The sequence below is a fragment of the Streptomyces sp. NPDC056231 genome, assembly GCF_048270745.1.
Taxonomy (GTDB): domain Bacteria; phylum Actinomycetota; class Actinomycetes; order Streptomycetales; family Streptomycetaceae; genus Streptomyces.
Genome location: NZ_JBLVKW010000071.1, coordinates 24,168 through 40,286, shown reverse-complemented (window position 1 = coordinate 40,286; position 16,119 = coordinate 24,168). Strand labels below are relative to the sequence as shown.

General features: G+C 70.6%; 16 protein-coding genes and 2 pseudogenes. 7 read left to right on the top strand and 11 right to left on the bottom strand.

The features are described 5' to 3' along the window. Positions 1-144: 144 nt before the first annotated feature. Positions 145-1,377: a sensor histidine kinase gene (locus ACNPQM_RS34935; RefSeq protein WP_358861198.1), complete on the top strand. Its 1,233-nt coding sequence runs from the start codon at positions 145-147 to the stop codon at positions 1,375-1,377. Next, positions 1,374-2,039, top strand: a complete 666-nt coding sequence (locus ACNPQM_RS34930) for a response regulator transcription factor (RefSeq protein WP_358861169.1) — start codon at positions 1,374-1,376, stop codon at positions 2,037-2,039. Before ACNPQM_RS34935 ends, ACNPQM_RS34930 begins: the two co-directional genes overlap by 4 nt. Here ACNPQM_RS34930 and ACNPQM_RS34925 read toward each other — a convergent pair. The 4 genes from ACNPQM_RS34925 to ACNPQM_RS34910 all read right to left on the bottom strand — a co-directional run bounded on the left by ACNPQM_RS34925 (position 2,000) and on the right by ACNPQM_RS34910 (position 4,369). After that, entirely contained in the window at positions 2,000-2,314 is a 315-nt protein-coding gene (locus ACNPQM_RS34925) for a DUF6332 family protein (protein ID WP_358861170.1), read from the bottom strand. The two genes, ACNPQM_RS34930 and ACNPQM_RS34925, sit on opposite strands and share 40 nt — an antisense overlap. A gap of 109 nt (positions 2,315-2,423) precedes the next feature. After that, positions 2,424-2,651 carry a hypothetical protein gene (locus ACNPQM_RS34920; protein WP_418087120.1) on the bottom strand — a complete coding sequence of 76 codons (228 nt, stop codon included), beginning with the start codon at positions 2,649-2,651 and terminating at the stop codon, positions 2,424-2,426. Between the two features lie 21 nt (positions 2,652-2,672). After that, entirely contained in the window at positions 2,673-3,041 is a 369-nt protein-coding gene (locus tag ACNPQM_RS34915; RefSeq protein WP_418087119.1) for an SCO4225 family membrane protein, read from the bottom strand. A 110-nt stretch (positions 3,042-3,151) separates the two neighbouring features. Next, on the bottom strand, positions 3,152-4,369 hold the full coding sequence (locus ACNPQM_RS34910; protein WP_418087118.1) for an MFS transporter: 1,218 nt from the start codon (positions 4,367-4,369) through the stop codon (positions 3,152-3,154). 166 nt (positions 4,370-4,535) lie between these two features. Between ACNPQM_RS34910 and ACNPQM_RS34905 the strand changes: the two genes are divergently transcribed. Further along, positions 4,536-5,762 (top strand): ROK family protein, encoded by a 1,227-nt coding sequence (locus tag ACNPQM_RS34905; protein WP_366139182.1) that lies wholly within the window; start codon positions 4,536-4,538, stop codon positions 5,760-5,762. 12 nt (positions 5,763-5,774) lie between these two features. Here the strand turns inward: ACNPQM_RS34905 and ACNPQM_RS34900 are convergent, their stop codons facing one another. The 3 genes and pseudogenes from ACNPQM_RS34900 to ACNPQM_RS34890 all read right to left on the bottom strand — a co-directional run bounded on the left by ACNPQM_RS34900 (position 5,775) and on the right by ACNPQM_RS34890 (position 7,972). Further along, positions 5,775-6,185 carry a RidA family protein gene (locus tag ACNPQM_RS34900; RefSeq protein WP_418087117.1) on the bottom strand — a complete coding sequence of 137 codons (411 nt, stop codon included), beginning with the start codon at positions 6,183-6,185 and terminating at the stop codon, positions 5,775-5,777. Positions 6,186-6,506: 321 nt separating this feature from the next. Beyond that, entirely contained in the window at positions 6,507-7,007 is a 501-nt protein-coding gene (locus tag ACNPQM_RS34895) for a hypothetical protein (RefSeq protein ID WP_418087116.1), read from the bottom strand. A gap of 378 nt (positions 7,008-7,385) precedes the next feature. After that, positions 7,386-7,972, bottom strand: a pseudogene (locus ACNPQM_RS34890) (TetR/AcrR family transcriptional regulator). Between the two features lie 202 nt (positions 7,973-8,174). On the opposite strand from ACNPQM_RS34890, the gene ACNPQM_RS34885 reads away from it, so the two are divergent. Genes ACNPQM_RS34885 through ACNPQM_RS34875 form a run of 3 tightly spaced genes read left to right on the top strand, consistent with a single transcriptional unit; the run spans position 8,175 to position 11,817 of the window. Further along, positions 8,175-8,477, top strand: coding sequence for an SHOCT domain-containing protein (locus ACNPQM_RS34885; protein ID WP_418087115.1), 303 nt, complete (start codon positions 8,175-8,177; stop codon positions 8,475-8,477). Continuing rightward, on the top strand, positions 8,474-9,250 hold the full coding sequence (locus tag ACNPQM_RS34880) for an ABC transporter ATP-binding protein (protein ID WP_358861177.1): 777 nt from the start codon (positions 8,474-8,476) through the stop codon (positions 9,248-9,250). The genes ACNPQM_RS34885 and ACNPQM_RS34880 overlap by 4 nt, the downstream gene beginning before the upstream one ends. Continuing rightward, positions 9,247-11,817, top strand: coding sequence for an ABC transporter permease (locus tag ACNPQM_RS34875; protein WP_418087114.1), 2,571 nt, complete (start codon positions 9,247-9,249; stop codon positions 11,815-11,817). Before ACNPQM_RS34880 ends, ACNPQM_RS34875 begins: the two co-directional genes overlap by 4 nt. A gap of 109 nt (positions 11,818-11,926) precedes the next feature. Here the strand turns inward: ACNPQM_RS34875 and ACNPQM_RS34870 are convergent, their stop codons facing one another. Both ACNPQM_RS34870 and ACNPQM_RS34865 read right to left on the bottom strand, forming a co-directional pair. Next, a complete protein-coding gene (locus ACNPQM_RS34870) occupies positions 11,927-12,451 on the bottom strand; it encodes an ATP-binding protein (RefSeq protein ID WP_358861179.1) in 525 nt (174 codons plus the stop codon). Between the two features lie 187 nt (positions 12,452-12,638). Beyond that, positions 12,639-12,983 (bottom strand): hypothetical protein, encoded by a 345-nt coding sequence (locus ACNPQM_RS34865; RefSeq protein ID WP_418087113.1) that lies wholly within the window; start codon positions 12,981-12,983, stop codon positions 12,639-12,641. A gap of 250 nt (positions 12,984-13,233) precedes the next feature. On the opposite strand from ACNPQM_RS34865, the gene ACNPQM_RS34860 reads away from it, so the two are divergent. Next, positions 13,234-14,367: a PLP-dependent cysteine synthase family protein gene (locus ACNPQM_RS34860; RefSeq protein ID WP_418087112.1), complete on the top strand. Its 1,134-nt coding sequence runs from the start codon at positions 13,234-13,236 to the stop codon at positions 14,365-14,367. Positions 14,368-14,375: 8 nt separating this feature from the next. Here ACNPQM_RS34860 and ACNPQM_RS34855 read toward each other — a convergent pair. Together ACNPQM_RS34855 and ACNPQM_RS34850 are read right to left on the bottom strand one after the other, a co-directional pair. Further along, positions 14,376-14,465: pseudogene (locus ACNPQM_RS34855) on the bottom strand (SRPBCC family protein); the annotation flags it as partial. Between the two features lie 58 nt (positions 14,466-14,523). Beyond that, the gene (locus tag ACNPQM_RS34850; RefSeq protein ID WP_418087123.1) at positions 14,524-16,008 is read right to left on the bottom strand and encodes an SDR family oxidoreductase; all 1,485 of its coding nucleotides are present in this window, start codon (positions 16,006-16,008) and stop codon (positions 14,524-14,526) included. Positions 16,009-16,119 lie beyond the last annotated feature (111 nt).

The window sequence follows — 16,119 nt, the reverse complement described above, 5'->3', positions numbered from 1 at the left end:
CCCCAACAGGGCCCGGCCGCCCCCCCACATGCCCCGGGCGCCCCGCCGCAGCGGCGTCCCTGGGTGCACGCTGCCCCCGTGGGCCCCCGGGGGTCCTGGGGCCCACGGGGCCCCTGGGGACACGACGGCCCGCCGCGCTGGCTGATGGAGATGCGCGAGCGGTCCGCCGCCCGGCTGCCCTGGCCATCCACCGTCCTCCTCGGCGCGATTGTCATGATCGGCACGTCCGTCGCGGCGCGCGGTCAGCTCGATGAGCGCGCCCCGTTGGACCTCTTCGCCAGGGTGCTGCTCTTCATCGCCGTCGCCGTATTGCTGCTGCGCCACCGCCACCCCGTCCTGGTGGTCTTCGTCAGTGCCGCCGCGGCCATGGTCTATCTGGGCGCCGGCTATCCGTACGGCCCGGTCTTCCTGGCGGTCGCCGTCGGCTGCTTCAGCGCGGTTGTCGCGGGGCACCGGCGGGCGGCCTGGGCGGCCGTGGGAACGGCGTGGCTGGGCCACCTGCTGATGGCGCACTGGCTCTACCGCTGGCTGCCGCCGAGCGGCGACTCGGCTGCGCCCTGGGGACAGGAACTGGGCGTCGCTGCCTGGGTGGTGGCGATCATCGCGGCAGCGGAGTTCGTACGCGTACGCCGCGAGCAGTGGGCCGCCCAGCGTGTCCAACGGGAGGCCGCCGAGAAGCGACGGGCCGACGAGGAGCGGCTCCGGATGGCCCGGGAGCTCCATGACGTGCTCGCCCACAGCATCTCCGTCATCAATGTCCAGGCAGGCGTCGGACTCGCGCTCCTCGACTCCGACCCGGAGCAGGCCCGGAACGCCCTCACCACGATCAAGGCGGCCAGCAAGGAGGCGCTCGGCGAGGTCCGTCAGGTCCTCGACACGCTCCGTACTGCGGGTGACGCCCCCAGGGCCCCGGCCCCCGGGCTCGACCGGCTGCCCGAACTGGTCGACCAGGCGGCGAGCGCCGGACTGTCCGTCACGGTGGAGACCGAAGGCGTACGCGGCGCCGTCCCGCCCGGTACGGACCTGGCCGCCTTCCGGATAGTGCAGGAGGCGTTGACGAACGTGGTCCGGCATTCGGGCTCGCGCACCGCACGGGTCCGGATCGGTTACGGGACCGGCCGCGTACGGCTCCGTATCGACGACGACGGTCCCGTCACCGGCAGCGAGGCGGGCGGCAGCGGCAACGGGCTGGCCGGCATGCGGGAGCGGGCCGCAGCACTGGGCGGCACGATCGAGGCGGGACCCCAGGCCGGCGGCGGCTTCCGGGTGCGGGCCGAGCTTCCCCTGCACTCGGCTTCGGACAGGGACCCGACGTCGAGCGTGAACTCTGCGACGTCCATGGACACTGTGCAGGACACGACGGAGGAGAGAGCGTGATCCGTGTACTGCTCGCCGATGACCAGCTGCTGGTACGCGCAGGATTCCGCGCCCTGCTGGACGCCCAGCCGGACATCGAGGTGGCGGGGGAGGCCGCCGACGGGGCGGAAGCTGTGCGTCTGGTGCGCGAACTGCGCCCGGATACCGTGCTGATGGACATCCGCATGCCGCGTCTCGACGGTCTTGTCGCGACCCGCACCATTACCGGCGACCCCGAGCTGAACGATGTCAAGGTGGTCATGCTCACCACCTTCGAGCTGGACGAGTACGTCTTCGAGGCGATCCGGTCCGGCGCCTCCGGTTTTCTGGTCAAGGACACCGAACCGGAGGAGCTTCTGCGGGCGGTACGGGCCGTGGTGGCCGGTGACGCCCTGCTTTCGCCGGGGGTGACGCGCCGCCTGATTGCCGAGTTCGCGGCCCGTTCCAAGGAGCCCGCGGCCGAAGTCGGCCTGGGCGAACTGACCGAACGGGAAAGGGAAGTGATGGCACTGGTCGGCATCGGACTGTCCAACGAGGAGATTGCCCGCCGGCTGGTCGTCAGTCCGCTCACCGCCAAGACCCATGTCAGCCGTGCCATGGTGAAGCTGGGCGCACGCGATCGGGCGCAACTGGTCGTACTCGCCTATGAGTCGGGCCTCGTACGTCCCGGCTGGCTCGGCTGAGACGGAGCCTGCGGGCGGAGCGGTCCCACCGGGCGATCGTGCCCCCGGCGGGGGAATCCCCACAGCACATCGACGAGACGGGCCACGAAGACGACGGCCGAGACGACGGCCCCGCTCAGCAGCACCACTCGCTCCGCCGTGCGCGGCAGATCGAGGAAGACGGTGGGCGCCGCGACGGCGCTGAACGCGGCCGCGGCCAGAACAGCGCCGCTGACCAGGGCGAAGGCGATCTCGACGGTCATCGCGTCCCGGTCTTCCTGACTTCTTCGACCCATGTCCGCAGTGTCACAGGGGCGGTGGGCCGCGGGCAAGGACGCCGCGAGCGGAGGGTGCGTCGGAGGACGGCGGCGCCGCCTGTCGGGTACAGGAGCCGGCGTCCCGGGTTCATCTCAGCCGGAGTGCACTGTCGCCCCGGGTCGCGCGGCTGGAGAAGGACGATCTCGTCTGCCGCGGGATGTGCAGCGAGGACGCCGCGGCGTCCGGGTCGAGCTGACGGCCAAGGGCCGGGGGTGCGCCGGGCCCTGCCTGTTCCGCTGCGGCGGCGAGTAGATGTCCCGCGTCGGTGAGCGACCTGATGTGGTCGGCGATTCCCGTCGTCTCCGTGTTCTCCACGGCGGAGATTGTGACAGCGGCTCAGACGCCCTGGGGGCGGGCGGAACGGGACCGGCCGCCGCGGCGCACCAGCCGTACGAACCAGCCGAGGGCGAGCGCCTGCACCAGGACGGACATGACGAGGGCGAGATAGACGAACCAGGCCGGGCCGGCGGCGTCCGCTCCCCACAGCGTGCTGCCGACGAAGAACACGAACACCGTCGGAGCCGCGAGCAGGAACAGCCACACGCCCGCGAACGACGCGTCCTCGTGCGGGACGAACACGGTGTCCACGGCGACGAACACCGCTGTCGCCAGAACCACGCCGAGGTAGATCAGCGAGGCGGGATTGCCGAAGGTCAGTCGTGCGAGCGCGCGGAGGTGCTGCTTGTTCATGACCGGCTTGTTCATGGTCTGCTCCCTGTCGGCGGTTGGCACTTCCATGGTGCGACCGGGGAGCGGGACCCGCCTGAGTACACCTGCTCAATCGGGCATCAGTACGTGAGACCTGCGTAGGTCGATCAGGCGCTGGTCGCCGCATGGCGAGCGGCATGGCCCAGCACGGACGCCGCGGCCGCAAGCACAGCCACCGTCGTCAGAGCGACGGGCAGCGAGAGCCAGTCGGCCAGAAACCCGATCGCGGGCGGCCCCAGCAGCATCCCGCCGTAGCCGATCGTCGACGCGACGGCCACTCCGCTCGGACCGGCCAGCTCACCGGCCCGGCCGACCGCGACGGGGAAGATGTTGGCCAGCCCGAGGCCGGCGACGGCGAATCCGAGCAGGGCGAGCCACGTGGTCGGGGCGAGCGAGCCGAGGAGCATGCCGGCCGCACCGGTGGCGCCGCCTGTGACGAGCGTGCGGGTCTGCCCGAGTCGTTCCAGCAGCGCGGTGCCGGTGAGCCGGCCCGCGGTCATGGCCAGGGCGAACAGGGAGTATCCGGCGGCAGCGAGGCCCGGGCGGGCATGCAGGTCCTGTTCCAGGTGGAGCGCGCTCCAGTCGGCCAGTGCCCCTTCCCCGTACGCGGTGCAGAGCGCGATCACGCCGAACAGCAGCACCGCGTTGCGGATGCGCCCGGTCATCCGGCGAGGCTGCTCGGTGCGGTCGGCCACAGATACGCTTCGGGGCGCCCGGTGCCGCAACAGGGTCGGTCCGGCGGCGGCGGTGACGAGCAGTCCGACCCCGGTGAGGACGCAGAGATGGGTGGCAGGGGAGAGCCCGCCGGCGACCAGTCCGCCGAGGCCGGCGCCGAGCATGCCGCCGAGGCTGAACGCGGCGTGGAAGCTGGGCATCACGGGGCGCCGCAGACCGGCGACGAGATCGACCGCGGCGCTGTTCAGCGCCACGTTCATCGCACCGTACGCCGCGCCGAACACCAACAGCACCGAACCGAGCGCGAGCGCCGAATGTGTCTGCGCGGGCAGGGCGATGGCGAGTGAAAGGAGCACTCCGCAGACCACGGTCACGGGGTGACTGCCGAACCGTCGGCAGAGCCCGCCGGCAAGCATCATGGTGATGACCGCCCCGGCGGAGACCCCGAGCAGTGCGAGGCCGAGGGCGGAGGCGGAGGCGCCGGTCTGGTGCTTGATGGCCGGGATGCGGACCACCCAGCCGGCGAAGAGGAAACCGTCGAGTGCGAAGAACACGGTCAGTGCGGTACGGAGGCGGGCCGACGAGGGCGGGGCGGTGTCTCCGCTTGGTCCCCCCGGTAGGGCCGTCCGCAGTTTGTTTAGTTGCGGCACAAACTCAGCATAGGGGCGCAAGGACAACAGACGCAAGACGGTCTCCCGACGGAGCGGGCAGCGGCATCCGGCCCGGCGGCGCAGGGCGGCCTCGGTGGCCGGAAACCGGCAGAAGTCCGCCACCAGTGCGTCGGAAGCGGCTCCGGATCGTGGGAGACTCGGCCCCATGAACGGCAAGGCGACCACCACCCGGACGAAGCTGGAGAGGGGCCGGAGTGCGCTCGGACCCGCGCTGGAGCTGGTCCACACCGGACGCGCGCCCACCCGCGCCGTGCTCACCTCCGAGCTCGGCGTCACCCGCGCGACCGCCGGTGCGGTCGCCGCGGAACTGGCGGCGCTCGGCCTCATCCGCGTCGACTCCAGCCCCGGTTCCGCGGCCGGCTCACAGGGCCGCCCCTCGCACCGGCTGGCCGTGCGGGAGTCCGGTCCGGTCGCCGTCGCCGCGCAGGTGCATGCCGACGGGTTCCGCGCCGCTCTGGTCGGGCTCGGCGGGCGGCTCGTCGCCACCGCTCCCGGCTGTGTCACCGTCACATCGGACCCGGCGCAGGTCGTGGGTGAAGTCGTCGACGCATGTGCCCGGTTGCTGCGTGACAGCGGACTGCGCTGCGTCGGCGCGGGACTTGCCGTCCCCTCCGCCGTGGCAGAACCGGAGGGCACCGCGCTCAACCCGCTGCACATCGCCTGGCCGGCAGGCGCCCCGGTCCGCGAGATCTTCGCCACGTGCGTACGGGAAGCAGGCATTCCCGGCCCCGCGTTCACCGGCAACGATGTCAACCTCGCCGCGCTCGCCGAACACCGGCACGGTGCCGGCCGCGGAGCCCAGCACCTGCTCTGCGTGGCCACGGGTCACCGTGGTGTCGGCGGTGCCCTTGTCCTCGACGGCCGCCTGCACGCAGGCAGTTCGGGTCTGGCCCTGGAGGTCGGCCACCTCACGGTGAACCCGGAAGGGCGTCCCTGCCACTGCGGCGGGCGCGGCTGCCTCGACGTCGAAACCGATCCGCTCGCCTTCCTGACCGCCGCCCGCCGGGAACCGGGCCCCGAGGAATCACTGCTCAAGCAGGCGAGCGACCTGCTGCGTACGGAGTACGAGGACGCGGCGGTACGGAACGCGGCCGAGGAGCTCATCGACCGTCTCGGCCTCGGCCTGGCCGGCCTGGTCAACATCCTCAACCCGGACCGCATCATCCTCGGCGGGCTGCACCGTGCGCTGCTCCACGCAGACCCGGAGCGACTGCGCGCGGTGGTCGCCGACCGCAGCCTCTGGGGGCGCAGCGGCAGCGTGCCGATCCTGCCCTGCACCCTCGACCACAACAGCCTCGTGGGCGCGGCGGAACTGGCTTGGCAGCCCGTCCTCGACGACCCGCTGGCCGCACTCGCCTCAACCGGCGGGTGAGGTCCGGCGCCGCTACCGCGTGGCCTCCGGGACGAGAGCGAAGGCCTCGATTTCCAGCAGCAGTTCGGGACGGAACAGCGCAGCGACCTGGACGGCGGAGCTTGCGGGCAGGCGTTCGGGGTGGAAGTACCCGTCACGTACCGTGCGGACGGCGGGCAGATGGGCGATGTCGGTCACGTAGTAGGTGAGCTTGACGATGTCGTCGAAGGACGCACCGGCGGCCGCCAGGCAACGACGCAGGTTCTCGAACACCTGCCGTGCCTGCGCGGCGGCATCACCCGCTCCCACGACGTGGCCGTTTGCGTCGAGAGCCACCTGCCCGGAGACGGCGACGAGCCGGCCGGAGCCGGTGACGACGTGGGTGTACCCGACTCCCGGCATGACGCCTTCCGGGGTGATGTGTGTGAGATGCGTGTTGTCCATGGTGGCATCCTCACCCGCGGAGGAGTGTTGGCACCAGCGCATATGCGCCGGGAGCAGAGGCGGTTGACGCGGAACGCGTCCGGCACACAGACGTGGAGAGCGGTGGCGGCCACGATGACAGCGGCGCAGACCCGAAGCGCCGGCCATCCGGCCCGGACGTACGCTGCCGCGGACTGCGCCCCGTCGCTGCGGACTGCGCCACGGTGAGCGGCCCGCCCCCCGATGGATCCGGGGCGACGGGCCAGTTGTCAGCAAGGAGAGTTCGATCTCACAGCACTTGAGGTTGGGGGCTGGGGATCGAGCTTTGAGCCGGGGTGTGTGTCACGCCTTGCTGTTGTAGTAGGTGATGTCCCAGTGGCTCCCCTCCCGTGCGTAGACGTTTCCGGCGGAGGACTTGTACAGGGCCGCGCCGTCGCCGCGCTTCCCCGCCTTCTTGAACGTCCGGGTGATGTAGGTATTGACGCAGGGGTACTGGGTGGAGACGTCGACCTTGTAGCCGTTGCGATGGCTGTAGGTGCCGGAGGCGTGGCCCTTCTCGGTGCCGCCGGTGATGACCACTGTGCAGCGGCTGGCCTTCTTGAAGGCGATGACTCCCGCGATCGTCGCCTTGTTGATGTTGGTGAAGGACGTGCACGAATTCCGGTTCCAGTCGGAACAGCCGCCACTGGAGGACGACGTGATGCCCGCCTTCCTGAGCTGGGTGGCAGCATCGGCATGCCGCGCGTATTTCGCCGGGGCGGCCTCCGCTGTGCCTGCGGCGAGCAGGAGGGATGCAAACACTGCCACTGCGGCGCGGGCGGACAGGCGTCCAGTGCTCCTCAAGACGTCACTCTCTTTCTGCGATCGGCGGAGCGCTGCCCTGGTGGGCGAATTGCTCCGATGCCTGATGATCATGCCCAGCAGAAAAGGCGCACCATATCCCTCATACAGGTGGAAATGGGCGGCCAAAGTGGACACCATCAGATGCACCGAGGCCGGTGCATCGGCGGCACTGCATTCCCGTCGAAGTCGCGGCCCTCTCCGCGATCGCTCACATGCGAGTCAACGAGTCAGCTCCTTACCACGCCTGATTGGTCATCAGTTTCGGGTGGGCCGGCGAGGCCATGTTCCACGCCTATGGCCCCTCGATGACTTGGAGGGCCTATCCGTCGGGTGGCGGCGCCAGGCGGTGTGGCCGCCTGGGGCGACGTGAAGAGGAGGTCAGGCCGCGGATCCGGAGCCGGCTCGCGGAGCCAACAGGGAGAGCAGCCCCCTGACGCCCGCGTCGAAGGCCGCCGTCGAGCCCGAGGCACGGGCCAGCACATAGCCGCCCTGCACCGTCGCGAACACGGTTGCCGCGATCTCGTCGGGCACCAGCGCTCCGTCGAACTCGCCCTGGTCCAGGCCCTCCTGGACGATCTCGGCGAGCCGGCCGCGCAGCCGGCCGATCGTTTCGTCGACCGGGGCGCGCAGCTCGTCGTCGGCGATGACATCCGGGTCCATCGTCAGCCGGCCGGCCGGGCAGCCGCGCAGTACGTCACGCTCGCGCAGGAGGTACGCCGAGATCCGCTCGTACACCGATCCCTGGCCGCCCAGCACCTGTCCGGCGGCGGCTCCCATCGCTGCGGCCGTGCGGCCGTGCGGCGGATGGCCGCCGGCGCCAGATCGGGCTTGCCCGCGAAGTGGTGGTACCTGCTGCCCTGGCCCACGCCCGCCTGCCGCTGGATGGCCCTCGGGCTCGTGCCCACATAACCGCGCTCCCACAGGAGCTCCCGAGCGGCTTCGACCAGATGATCCGGAGTGCTCATGAAAGTCACCGTACGTAACAGTAGGTACATAACCGGGGGTGTTCACCGGCTGACGGGAGCAGCCGCCGGCCCGCCACGTACTCCCGTGGGGGTACGTGCACGGCCGCTGGCCGTACGACGACTCGGACCCCTTCCCGGGGCCAGGCTCGGAAGCGTCGGAAGAACGCCGACCGAGATCTCCGAACCGAGGGAGCCGATCGAGATGAACACCCTGGCCTACTCCGGTGGACCCGGGCCGTGGATTTTCCTCTTCCCACTGGTCTGGGCAGCAATCGCCGTCACTGTCGTCACCGTGCTGCGCCGTACCGGGTGGCGAGGCGGCCGAGGCGTCCCCTGGGGCCCCCGCGCCGCGCAGAGCGGCCCCGCCGCATTCGGTGAACAGTCGCCCATCACTCTGCTCGGCCGCCGCTTCGCCGCGGGTGAGATCGACGAGGACGAGTACTGGCGCCGGCTCTCCGTTCTGGACGAGCAGTTCGGCCCCACCGGCAGGCGAGGTGTCGCATGACCATGACTATCCGCACCGGGGCCGCCACCGCCGCCCGCGTCGTCGACGCCGTGAAGGTCTACGGCACGGGCGACACCGAGGTCAGGGCCCTGGACGGGGTGAGCGTCGACTTCCCGGCCGGCCGCTTCACCGCGATCATGGGGCCCTCCGGCTCCGGAAAATCCACCCTGATGCACTGCGCCGCCGGACTCGACACGCTCACCTCCGGTTCCGCCCTCATCGGCGACACGGACCTCAGCGCGCTCGACGACCGCAGTCTCACCCTGCTGCGCCGACAGCGCATCGGCTTCGTCTTCCAGGCGTTCAACCTCATCCCGACCCTCACCGTCGCAGAGAACATCACCCTCCCCATCGACCTCGCGGGGGAGCGCGGCGACCGGGAGTGGATCGACGCGCTCATCGACACCGTGGGATTGCGGGACCGGCTGCACCACCGGCCCAGCGAACTGTCCGGCGGCCAGCAGCAGCGGGTCGCCGTGGCCCGCGCCTTCGCAGGCAACCCCGACGTCGTCTTCGCCGACGAACCGACGGGCAATCTCGACTCCCGGGCCGGACAGGAGGTGCTGCGGCTCCTCGGGCGCACCGTTCGCCGGACCTCGCGTACGGTCGTCATGGTCACCCATGACCCGGTCGCCGCAGCCCACGCGGACGAGGTCGTCTTTCTCGCCGACGGGCGCCTCGTCGACCGCATGCCGGACCCCACCGCGGAGCGCGTGTTCGACCGGCTCAAGGCCTTCGATCCGGCGCCGGGCGCAACGGCGGTGACGCCATGACCGGCGCCCGCGCCTCCGTGCGCCTCAGCGTCTCCTCACTCCGCGCCCACAAGCGTCGTTTCGCAGGCATGTTCACCGCCGTTCTGCTCGGCGTCTCCTTCCTCGCGGGCACGCTCGTCATGAGCGACACCCTGCGCGCCGGCTTCGACACGATGTTCGCGAACGCCGCCGCCGGTACGGACGCGGTCGTCCGCAGTACGAATGTGGTGACCGTGCCCGGTGAAGGCCAGGGCACCCGGCAGCCGGTGAGCACCACCCTCCTGAAGTCGATCGAGCAGACGCCGGGCGTCGCCGCCGCGGCACCCGACATCGAGGGCGCCGGGCAGCTGATCGGCGCCGACGGCAAGCCCATCGGCGGCCAGGGTCCGCCCACCGTCGCCGGCAACTGGATCCAGGACCCGGAGCTCAACCCTTACAGGCTTGCCGAGGGGCGGGCCCCGTCCCGGTCCGGCGAGGTCGTCATCAACCGTGGTACCGCTGCCAGGGGAGGGTTGAAGATCGGTGACACGACCGTACTGCGCACCCCTGACCCCGTGCGCGTCACCGTCGTCGGCCTGGCCACCTTCGGTGGTGAGGACGGCATGGGCCAGGTCACCTTCACCGGGATGACGCAGGCCGACGCCGAGAAGTACCTGACCGCGAAGCCCGGTGAGGCGTCGAGCATCCAGGTGCGTGCCGCCTCCGGCACCAGCCAGCAGGAACTCGTGGACGCGCTGACTCCCGTGTTGCCCGCCGACACGCAGGCCATCACCGGGCAGGCCTCCGCCGCCGAGAACCAGAGCATGATCTCCGGCGCGTTCCTCGGCCTGTTCACCACGCTGCTGCTGGTGTTCTCCGGGATAGTCCTGCTGGTCGCCACCTTCTCCATCCACAACACGTTCGCGATCGTCGTCGCGCAGCGCACCCGGGAGAACGCCCTGCTGCGCGCCCTCGGCGCGTCCCGCGGTCAGATCCTCGGCTCGACCCTCGTCGAGGCAACCGCGGTCGGCGTGCTCGCCTCCGCCACCGGACTGGCCGGGGGTATCGGGATCGCCGCCGGGCTGCAGGCGCTCTTCCCCGCCGTCGGCTTCCCGTTCCCCGACGGCGCACTGGTGATCAGCGGGATCTCGCTGCTGCTTCCGCTTGCCGTCGGCGTACTTGTCTGTCTCGGCTCGGCCCTTCTGCCCGCCGTTCGCGCGGGACGCACCGCACCGCTCGCGGCCCTGCGCGAGACCGCCGTCGATGACTCGGCGGCCTCCCGGACCCGCGCCGTCAGCGGTGTCATGTTGCTGCTCGCGGCGGTCGGCGCCATCCTGACCGGCGTCCTTGCCCATCCGTCCGTCTGGCCGTCGGCGGCCGGGGCGGTCCTGGCGCCGGCCGCCTTCGTGGTGCTCGGCCCGGCCGCCTCCACGTACGCCGTACGGATCCTCGGCGCTCCACTCGACCGGCTGCGCGGTGTCACCGGCGCACTGGCCAGGCGCAACGCGTTGCGCAGCCCCAAGCGGACCGCCGCCACCGCGACCGCGCTGATGATCGGGGTCGCAGTCGTTTCGCTCTTCACCGTCTTCGGCGCCTCGCTGAAGGCCACCATGAACCAGACCGTGGACCGATCCTTCGCCGGTGATGTCGCCATCAGCGCACCCGCGTTCGGCGCCGGTGGCAGCGGTCTCAGCCCCGCGCTCGCGCCTGCCGTCGGCCGGTTGCCCGAAGTATCCACCGCGGTCGGCCTCGGCAAGGGCGTTGCGGAGGTCAACGGTGCGGGACGCGCCCTGACTGTCACCGACCCTGCCGCGCTCGCCAGGGTCTTCGACCTCGGCCCGGTCCGCGGATCGATGAACGCACTGGACCCGAACGGCATTGCCGTGTCCGAAGCGGAGGCAGCCGAGCGCGGTCTGCACACCGGTTCCACCGCCCGGCTCACCTTCACCGACGGCAAGCAACAGACCTTCACGGTCCGCGCGGTCTACGGCCGGTCGGAACTGGCGGGCACCTACGTCATCACCCGGCAGGCCTGGGCGCCGCACCGCGCGCAGGACTCCGACAGGCTCATCGCCGTGTCGTTCAAGGACGGTGTGTCGACCGACGACGGAAAGGCAGCAGTCCAGAAGACCGCCGCGGCGTACGGCAATCCGGATGTACAGACCCGCGGAGAGTACGCGCGGTCCTCGGCCGGCCCCATCGACATGATGCTCACGCTCGTCTACGCGCTGCTGGCACTCGCCGTACTGATCGCCCTGCTCGGCATCGCCAACACCCTCACCCTGGCCATCCATGAACGCGCCAGGGAACTGGGCCTGTTGCGGGCCGTCGGACAGACCAGGAGTCAGCTGCGGACCATGGTCCGCTGGGAGTCCGTCCTGGTCGCCGCGTTTGGAACAGCAGGCGGCCTGCTGCTCGGCGGCTTCCTCGGCTGGGTGCTCGTGAAGGCGTCGGAAGGCGCGGGCGACACCTCGTTCGCCTTCGCGCTGCCGCCCACACGGCTGCTGGTGGTCGCCATGGTGGGGATCACCGCCGGGGTGCTGGCCGGCTGGCGACCGGCTCGGCGTGCGGCGCGCCTGGACGTGCTCCGTGCCATCGCCGCCGACTGAACGCAGACAGTCAGTGTGTTCGGATCAGGCCCTGAAGAGGAGCACACAAAATGGGCGCCCGGCTCGTGGATCGGACTCCCATTTTGTGTGCTCTTCTACGGGACAGCGCTCAGCCGACCACGGCGGACCGGGCGTCGGTGTGCGCCACGGCCTCCAGGGGAGACGTGGTCGTCACGGCGCCGAACGGGCCGTCGGTCGTCGCCCCGTACAGCGAGTTCGGCGGCAGAGCCACCGTCGGAGCAGGCGCCGGCAGCGTGAACCAGACGACCTTCCCGGCCCGGCCCCATGGCCGGAACCCCCAGCTCTCGCTGACCGCGGCGATCATTGCAAGTCCGCGCCCCGAGGTGCTGGAGGCGTCGGCTGCGCGTATGGTCGGCAGCCGCGGGTCGTGGTCGTGGACGGAGACCGTCAGACGTTCGAGCAGCAGCTCTATCTCGACGGTGCACGTCTTGTCCGGCTGTGCATGCCGGTGGACATTGGTGAGAAGCTCCGTGACGCCGAGCGCTGCCTGGTCGATCAGAGGGTCGAGGTGCCAGTAGCGCAATTGCGCCGAGATGATTCTGCGGACCTGACCGATCCGCGACGGCAGGGCCTGGAGCTCCACCGTGCAGTGCCTGCTTGGCTCGCTGATCACGGCTGCGACTCCCCGAAATAGGTCCGGAAGAAGGCGACGGAACGGAGTCGGCGGTTGGCTGTCTGCCGTTCCTGGTCCGGCGGGCTGGATCACAGTGTCACCGCCGGTAAACCAAGAGTGACGCGACTCCAATGTCGCCCAGGGGTCAGGGCTCCGCAACTCGCGGTGACCCGGTCGTGGCGCACCGTCAGCCCCGCCCGGCCGGCCCCGCTTCCCGTCCCGGCTGCCCGCCCGCGCTGCGCAGTGCCTCCAGGAAACGGCGCGACAGCCCCGCGGGGGCCGGTCCGCGGTCGTGCTGCCCCATGGTCAGCCGATACCACGTCCCGTTGACCCGTGCCACCGTCGAGTCGACTCCGGCGAACCATGGCCTGCACGCACGCACCGCCCCCGCCGGGGCGCTGTCGATCTCCCGCCCGTAACTGTTCAGCAGTGCCACCCGGCCGTCCTTGACGATCACTTGACCGGCCCTGGTGAGCGACCGGGCCCACCGCTCGATCCTTACCCCCGTCGCGCTGAACTCCGTTTCCTCCATGGTTGGTTCGCCCCCTTCGTCACGCTTCTGACGGTCAGTCTGCCCGCACGGTCACGGGTGCACCAGGTCGCAGCGAGGCGGCATGCCGCGCATGCGCCACGGCGTGCCGCAGTCGTCCCGCTCCCCGGCGCCAAGGCAGTGCTATGGATCCCCAAAGTCAATGTTTGTGCAGGTGGGGGGCCTATCGTGGGATGCGGAGTCCGGGGGCCGGTGGCCCGCAAGTCCGGTCACGACGAGCAGGAGCGTGCTGATGAACACCAGTGAGCGCAGGCCCGACGGCGAGGTCACGGCGACCGTCGACATCGACCGCACCGACCATGACTACAGGGCCTGGCTGAAGGAGGCCGTCCGCAAGGTCCAGGCCGACGCCAACCGCTCCGCCGATACGCATCTGCTGCGCTTCCCGCTGCCCGAGGCATGGGGGATCGACCTTTACCTCAAGGACGAGTCGACGCACCCCACGGGCAGCCTGAAGCACCGGCTGGCCCGCTCGCTCTTCCTTTACGGTCTCTGCAACGGCTGGATCCGGCCGGGCAGGCCGGTGATCGAGGCGTCCAGTGGTTCGACGGCCGTCTCGGAGGCGTACTTCGCCAAACTGATCGGGGTGCCGTTCATCGCGGTGATGCCCCGCACCACCAGCTCCGAGAAGTGCCGGCTGATCGAATTCCACGGCGGTCAGTGCCACTTCGTCGACGACGCCCAGAGGCTGTACGAGGAGTCCGCCAGGCTCGCCGCCGACTCCGGGGGCCACTACATGGACCAGTTCACCTACGCCGAGCGGGCCACCGACTGGCGCGGCAACAACAACATCGCCGAGTCGATCTATCAGCAGTTGCGGCTGGAGCGCTATCCGGAGCCCACTTGGATCGTCGCCACCGCAGGGACGGGCGGCACCTCGGCGACCATCGCCCGCTATGTGCACTACATGCAGTACGACACCGGGATCTGTGTGCCCGACCCGGAGAACTCCTGTTTCTTCGACGGCTGGACCGACCACAACGCCCTCGCCACCAGCGACTGCGGTTCACGCATCGAAGGGATCGGCCGGCCGCGGATGGAACCCAGCTTCCTGCCCGGCGCCATCGACCGGATGATGAAGGTGCCGGACGCGGCCAGCATCGCCGCTGTGCGCGCGCTGGAGCAGGCCATCGGCCGCAAGGCAGGCGGCTCCACCGGCACCGGACTGTGGAGCGCGTTCAAACTCGTCGCCGAAATGCTGGACCAAGGCCGCACCGGCAGCATCGTCACACTGCTCTGCGACCCCGGAGACCGCTATCTCGACAAGTACTACTCCGACAACTGGCTCGCCGAACAGGGCCTGGACATCGCCCCGTACACCGCGACGATCCGGCACTTCCTGACCACCGGCAACTGGCCCTGCTGAAGCCCGGCCCGGTACGCGTACCGCTCGCCGGGCTCCTTCGCGACGATTGTCTCGTGGAACACCGCGCCACCCTTGAGCCGGATCTCGCGGCCCGCGCCCGTGCCGTGGGCCGTACCACACCTGACATATCGTCAACTCGCTTTAGTTGTACAGGCGTTACGTCGGGGTGCACAGCGGTGCTGCCCTGGCCGCCGCCGTGATGTTACGTGCCATGCCGCCGAAGACCACCGAATGGAACGGCCACACACTCCACCAGTAGGCGTGACCGAGCAGCCCGCGCGGATGGAACAGGGCCCGCTGCCTGTACACGGTCCGCCCCAAATCGTCCCGGTCGGCCGACAGCTCCAGCCACGCGTGACCCGGCAGCCGCATCTCCGCACGCAGCCGCAGCAGCCGGCCCGGGACGATCTCCTCCACCCGCCAGAAGTCCAGCGATTCGCCCACCCGCAGCCGTTGTGCGTCCCGTCGCCCGCGTCGCAGCCCCACGCCTCCGACGAACCGGTCGAGCCACCCCCGTACCGCCCAGGCGAGCGGGAAGGAGTACCAGCCGTTCTCCCCGCCGATGCCCTCGATCACCCGCCAGAGCGCATCCGGCGTCACCGGTACGGTCAGCTCGCGCTCGTCGCGGTACAGGCTGCCGCCAGACCAGCCGGGGTCGGTCGGCAGCGGATCGCTGGGCGCGCCGGGTAGAGCGGCGGACGACCACCGGGTGTCCACCCTGGCCTCTTTGATCCGTTGCAGTGCCAGCCGCAGCGCCTGGTCGAAGCCGATCGGGCCGCCCGGCGGATCGGGCACGTAATGGGTGATGTCCTGTTCGCGGCAGACGACCTCGTTGCGCAGTGACTCCGCCAGCGGGCGGGCGATGGACCACGGTACGGGTGTGACCAGGCCGATCCAGTGGCTGGACAGCCCCGGTGTGAGCACGGGGACGGGAAGGATCACCCGGTGCGGCAGCCCGGCGACCCGCGCGTACCGCTGCATCATGTCGCGGTAGGTCATCACGTCCGGGCCGCCGATGTCGAAGGTGCGGTTCACGTCCGCCGGGAGCGAGGCGGAGCCGACGAGGTACCGCACCACATCCCGTACCGCCACCGGCTGGATCGAGGTACGCACCCAGCTCGGCGTGACCATCACCGGTAGCCGCTCCGTCAGATGGCGCAGGATCTCGAAGGAAGCCGAACCCGAGCCGATGACGACCGCGGCCCGCAGCACTGCCGTCGGCACCCCGGAGTCCAGCAGGATCCGCCCGACCTCGGCCCGCGAGCGCAGATGCGGTGACAGTTCGCGATCCGGCACCCCGGCCGGGGTGAGGCCGCCGAGGTAGACGATCCGGCGGACCCCGGCCGCGCACGCCTGCTCGCCGAAGATCCGGGCCGACCGGCGGTCCGTCTGCTCGAAACCGCGCCCCGAGCCGAGGGCATGCACCAGGTAGTACGCCACATCCATGTCCGCCAGCGCCGCCCGCACCGACGCGGCATCGGCGACATCGCCCTGCACCACCTCGACCCGGTCCGCCCACGGGTAGTCGCGCAGTTTGCGCGGGGTGCGTGCCAGACAGCGGACCCGGTGGCCGGCTTCGAGCAACGCGGGCACCAGCCTGCCGCCGATGTATCCGGTGGCACCCGTCACCAGGCAGCGCAACTGCGTACCGCCGGGAGAGCCGGATCCGTGGTCGGAGTCGGAGTGGAACGCGGAGCCGGAGAATTCGGTCACGCGGCCGAGTCTCGCACTGGAGTGTCGCACCCACCTGGC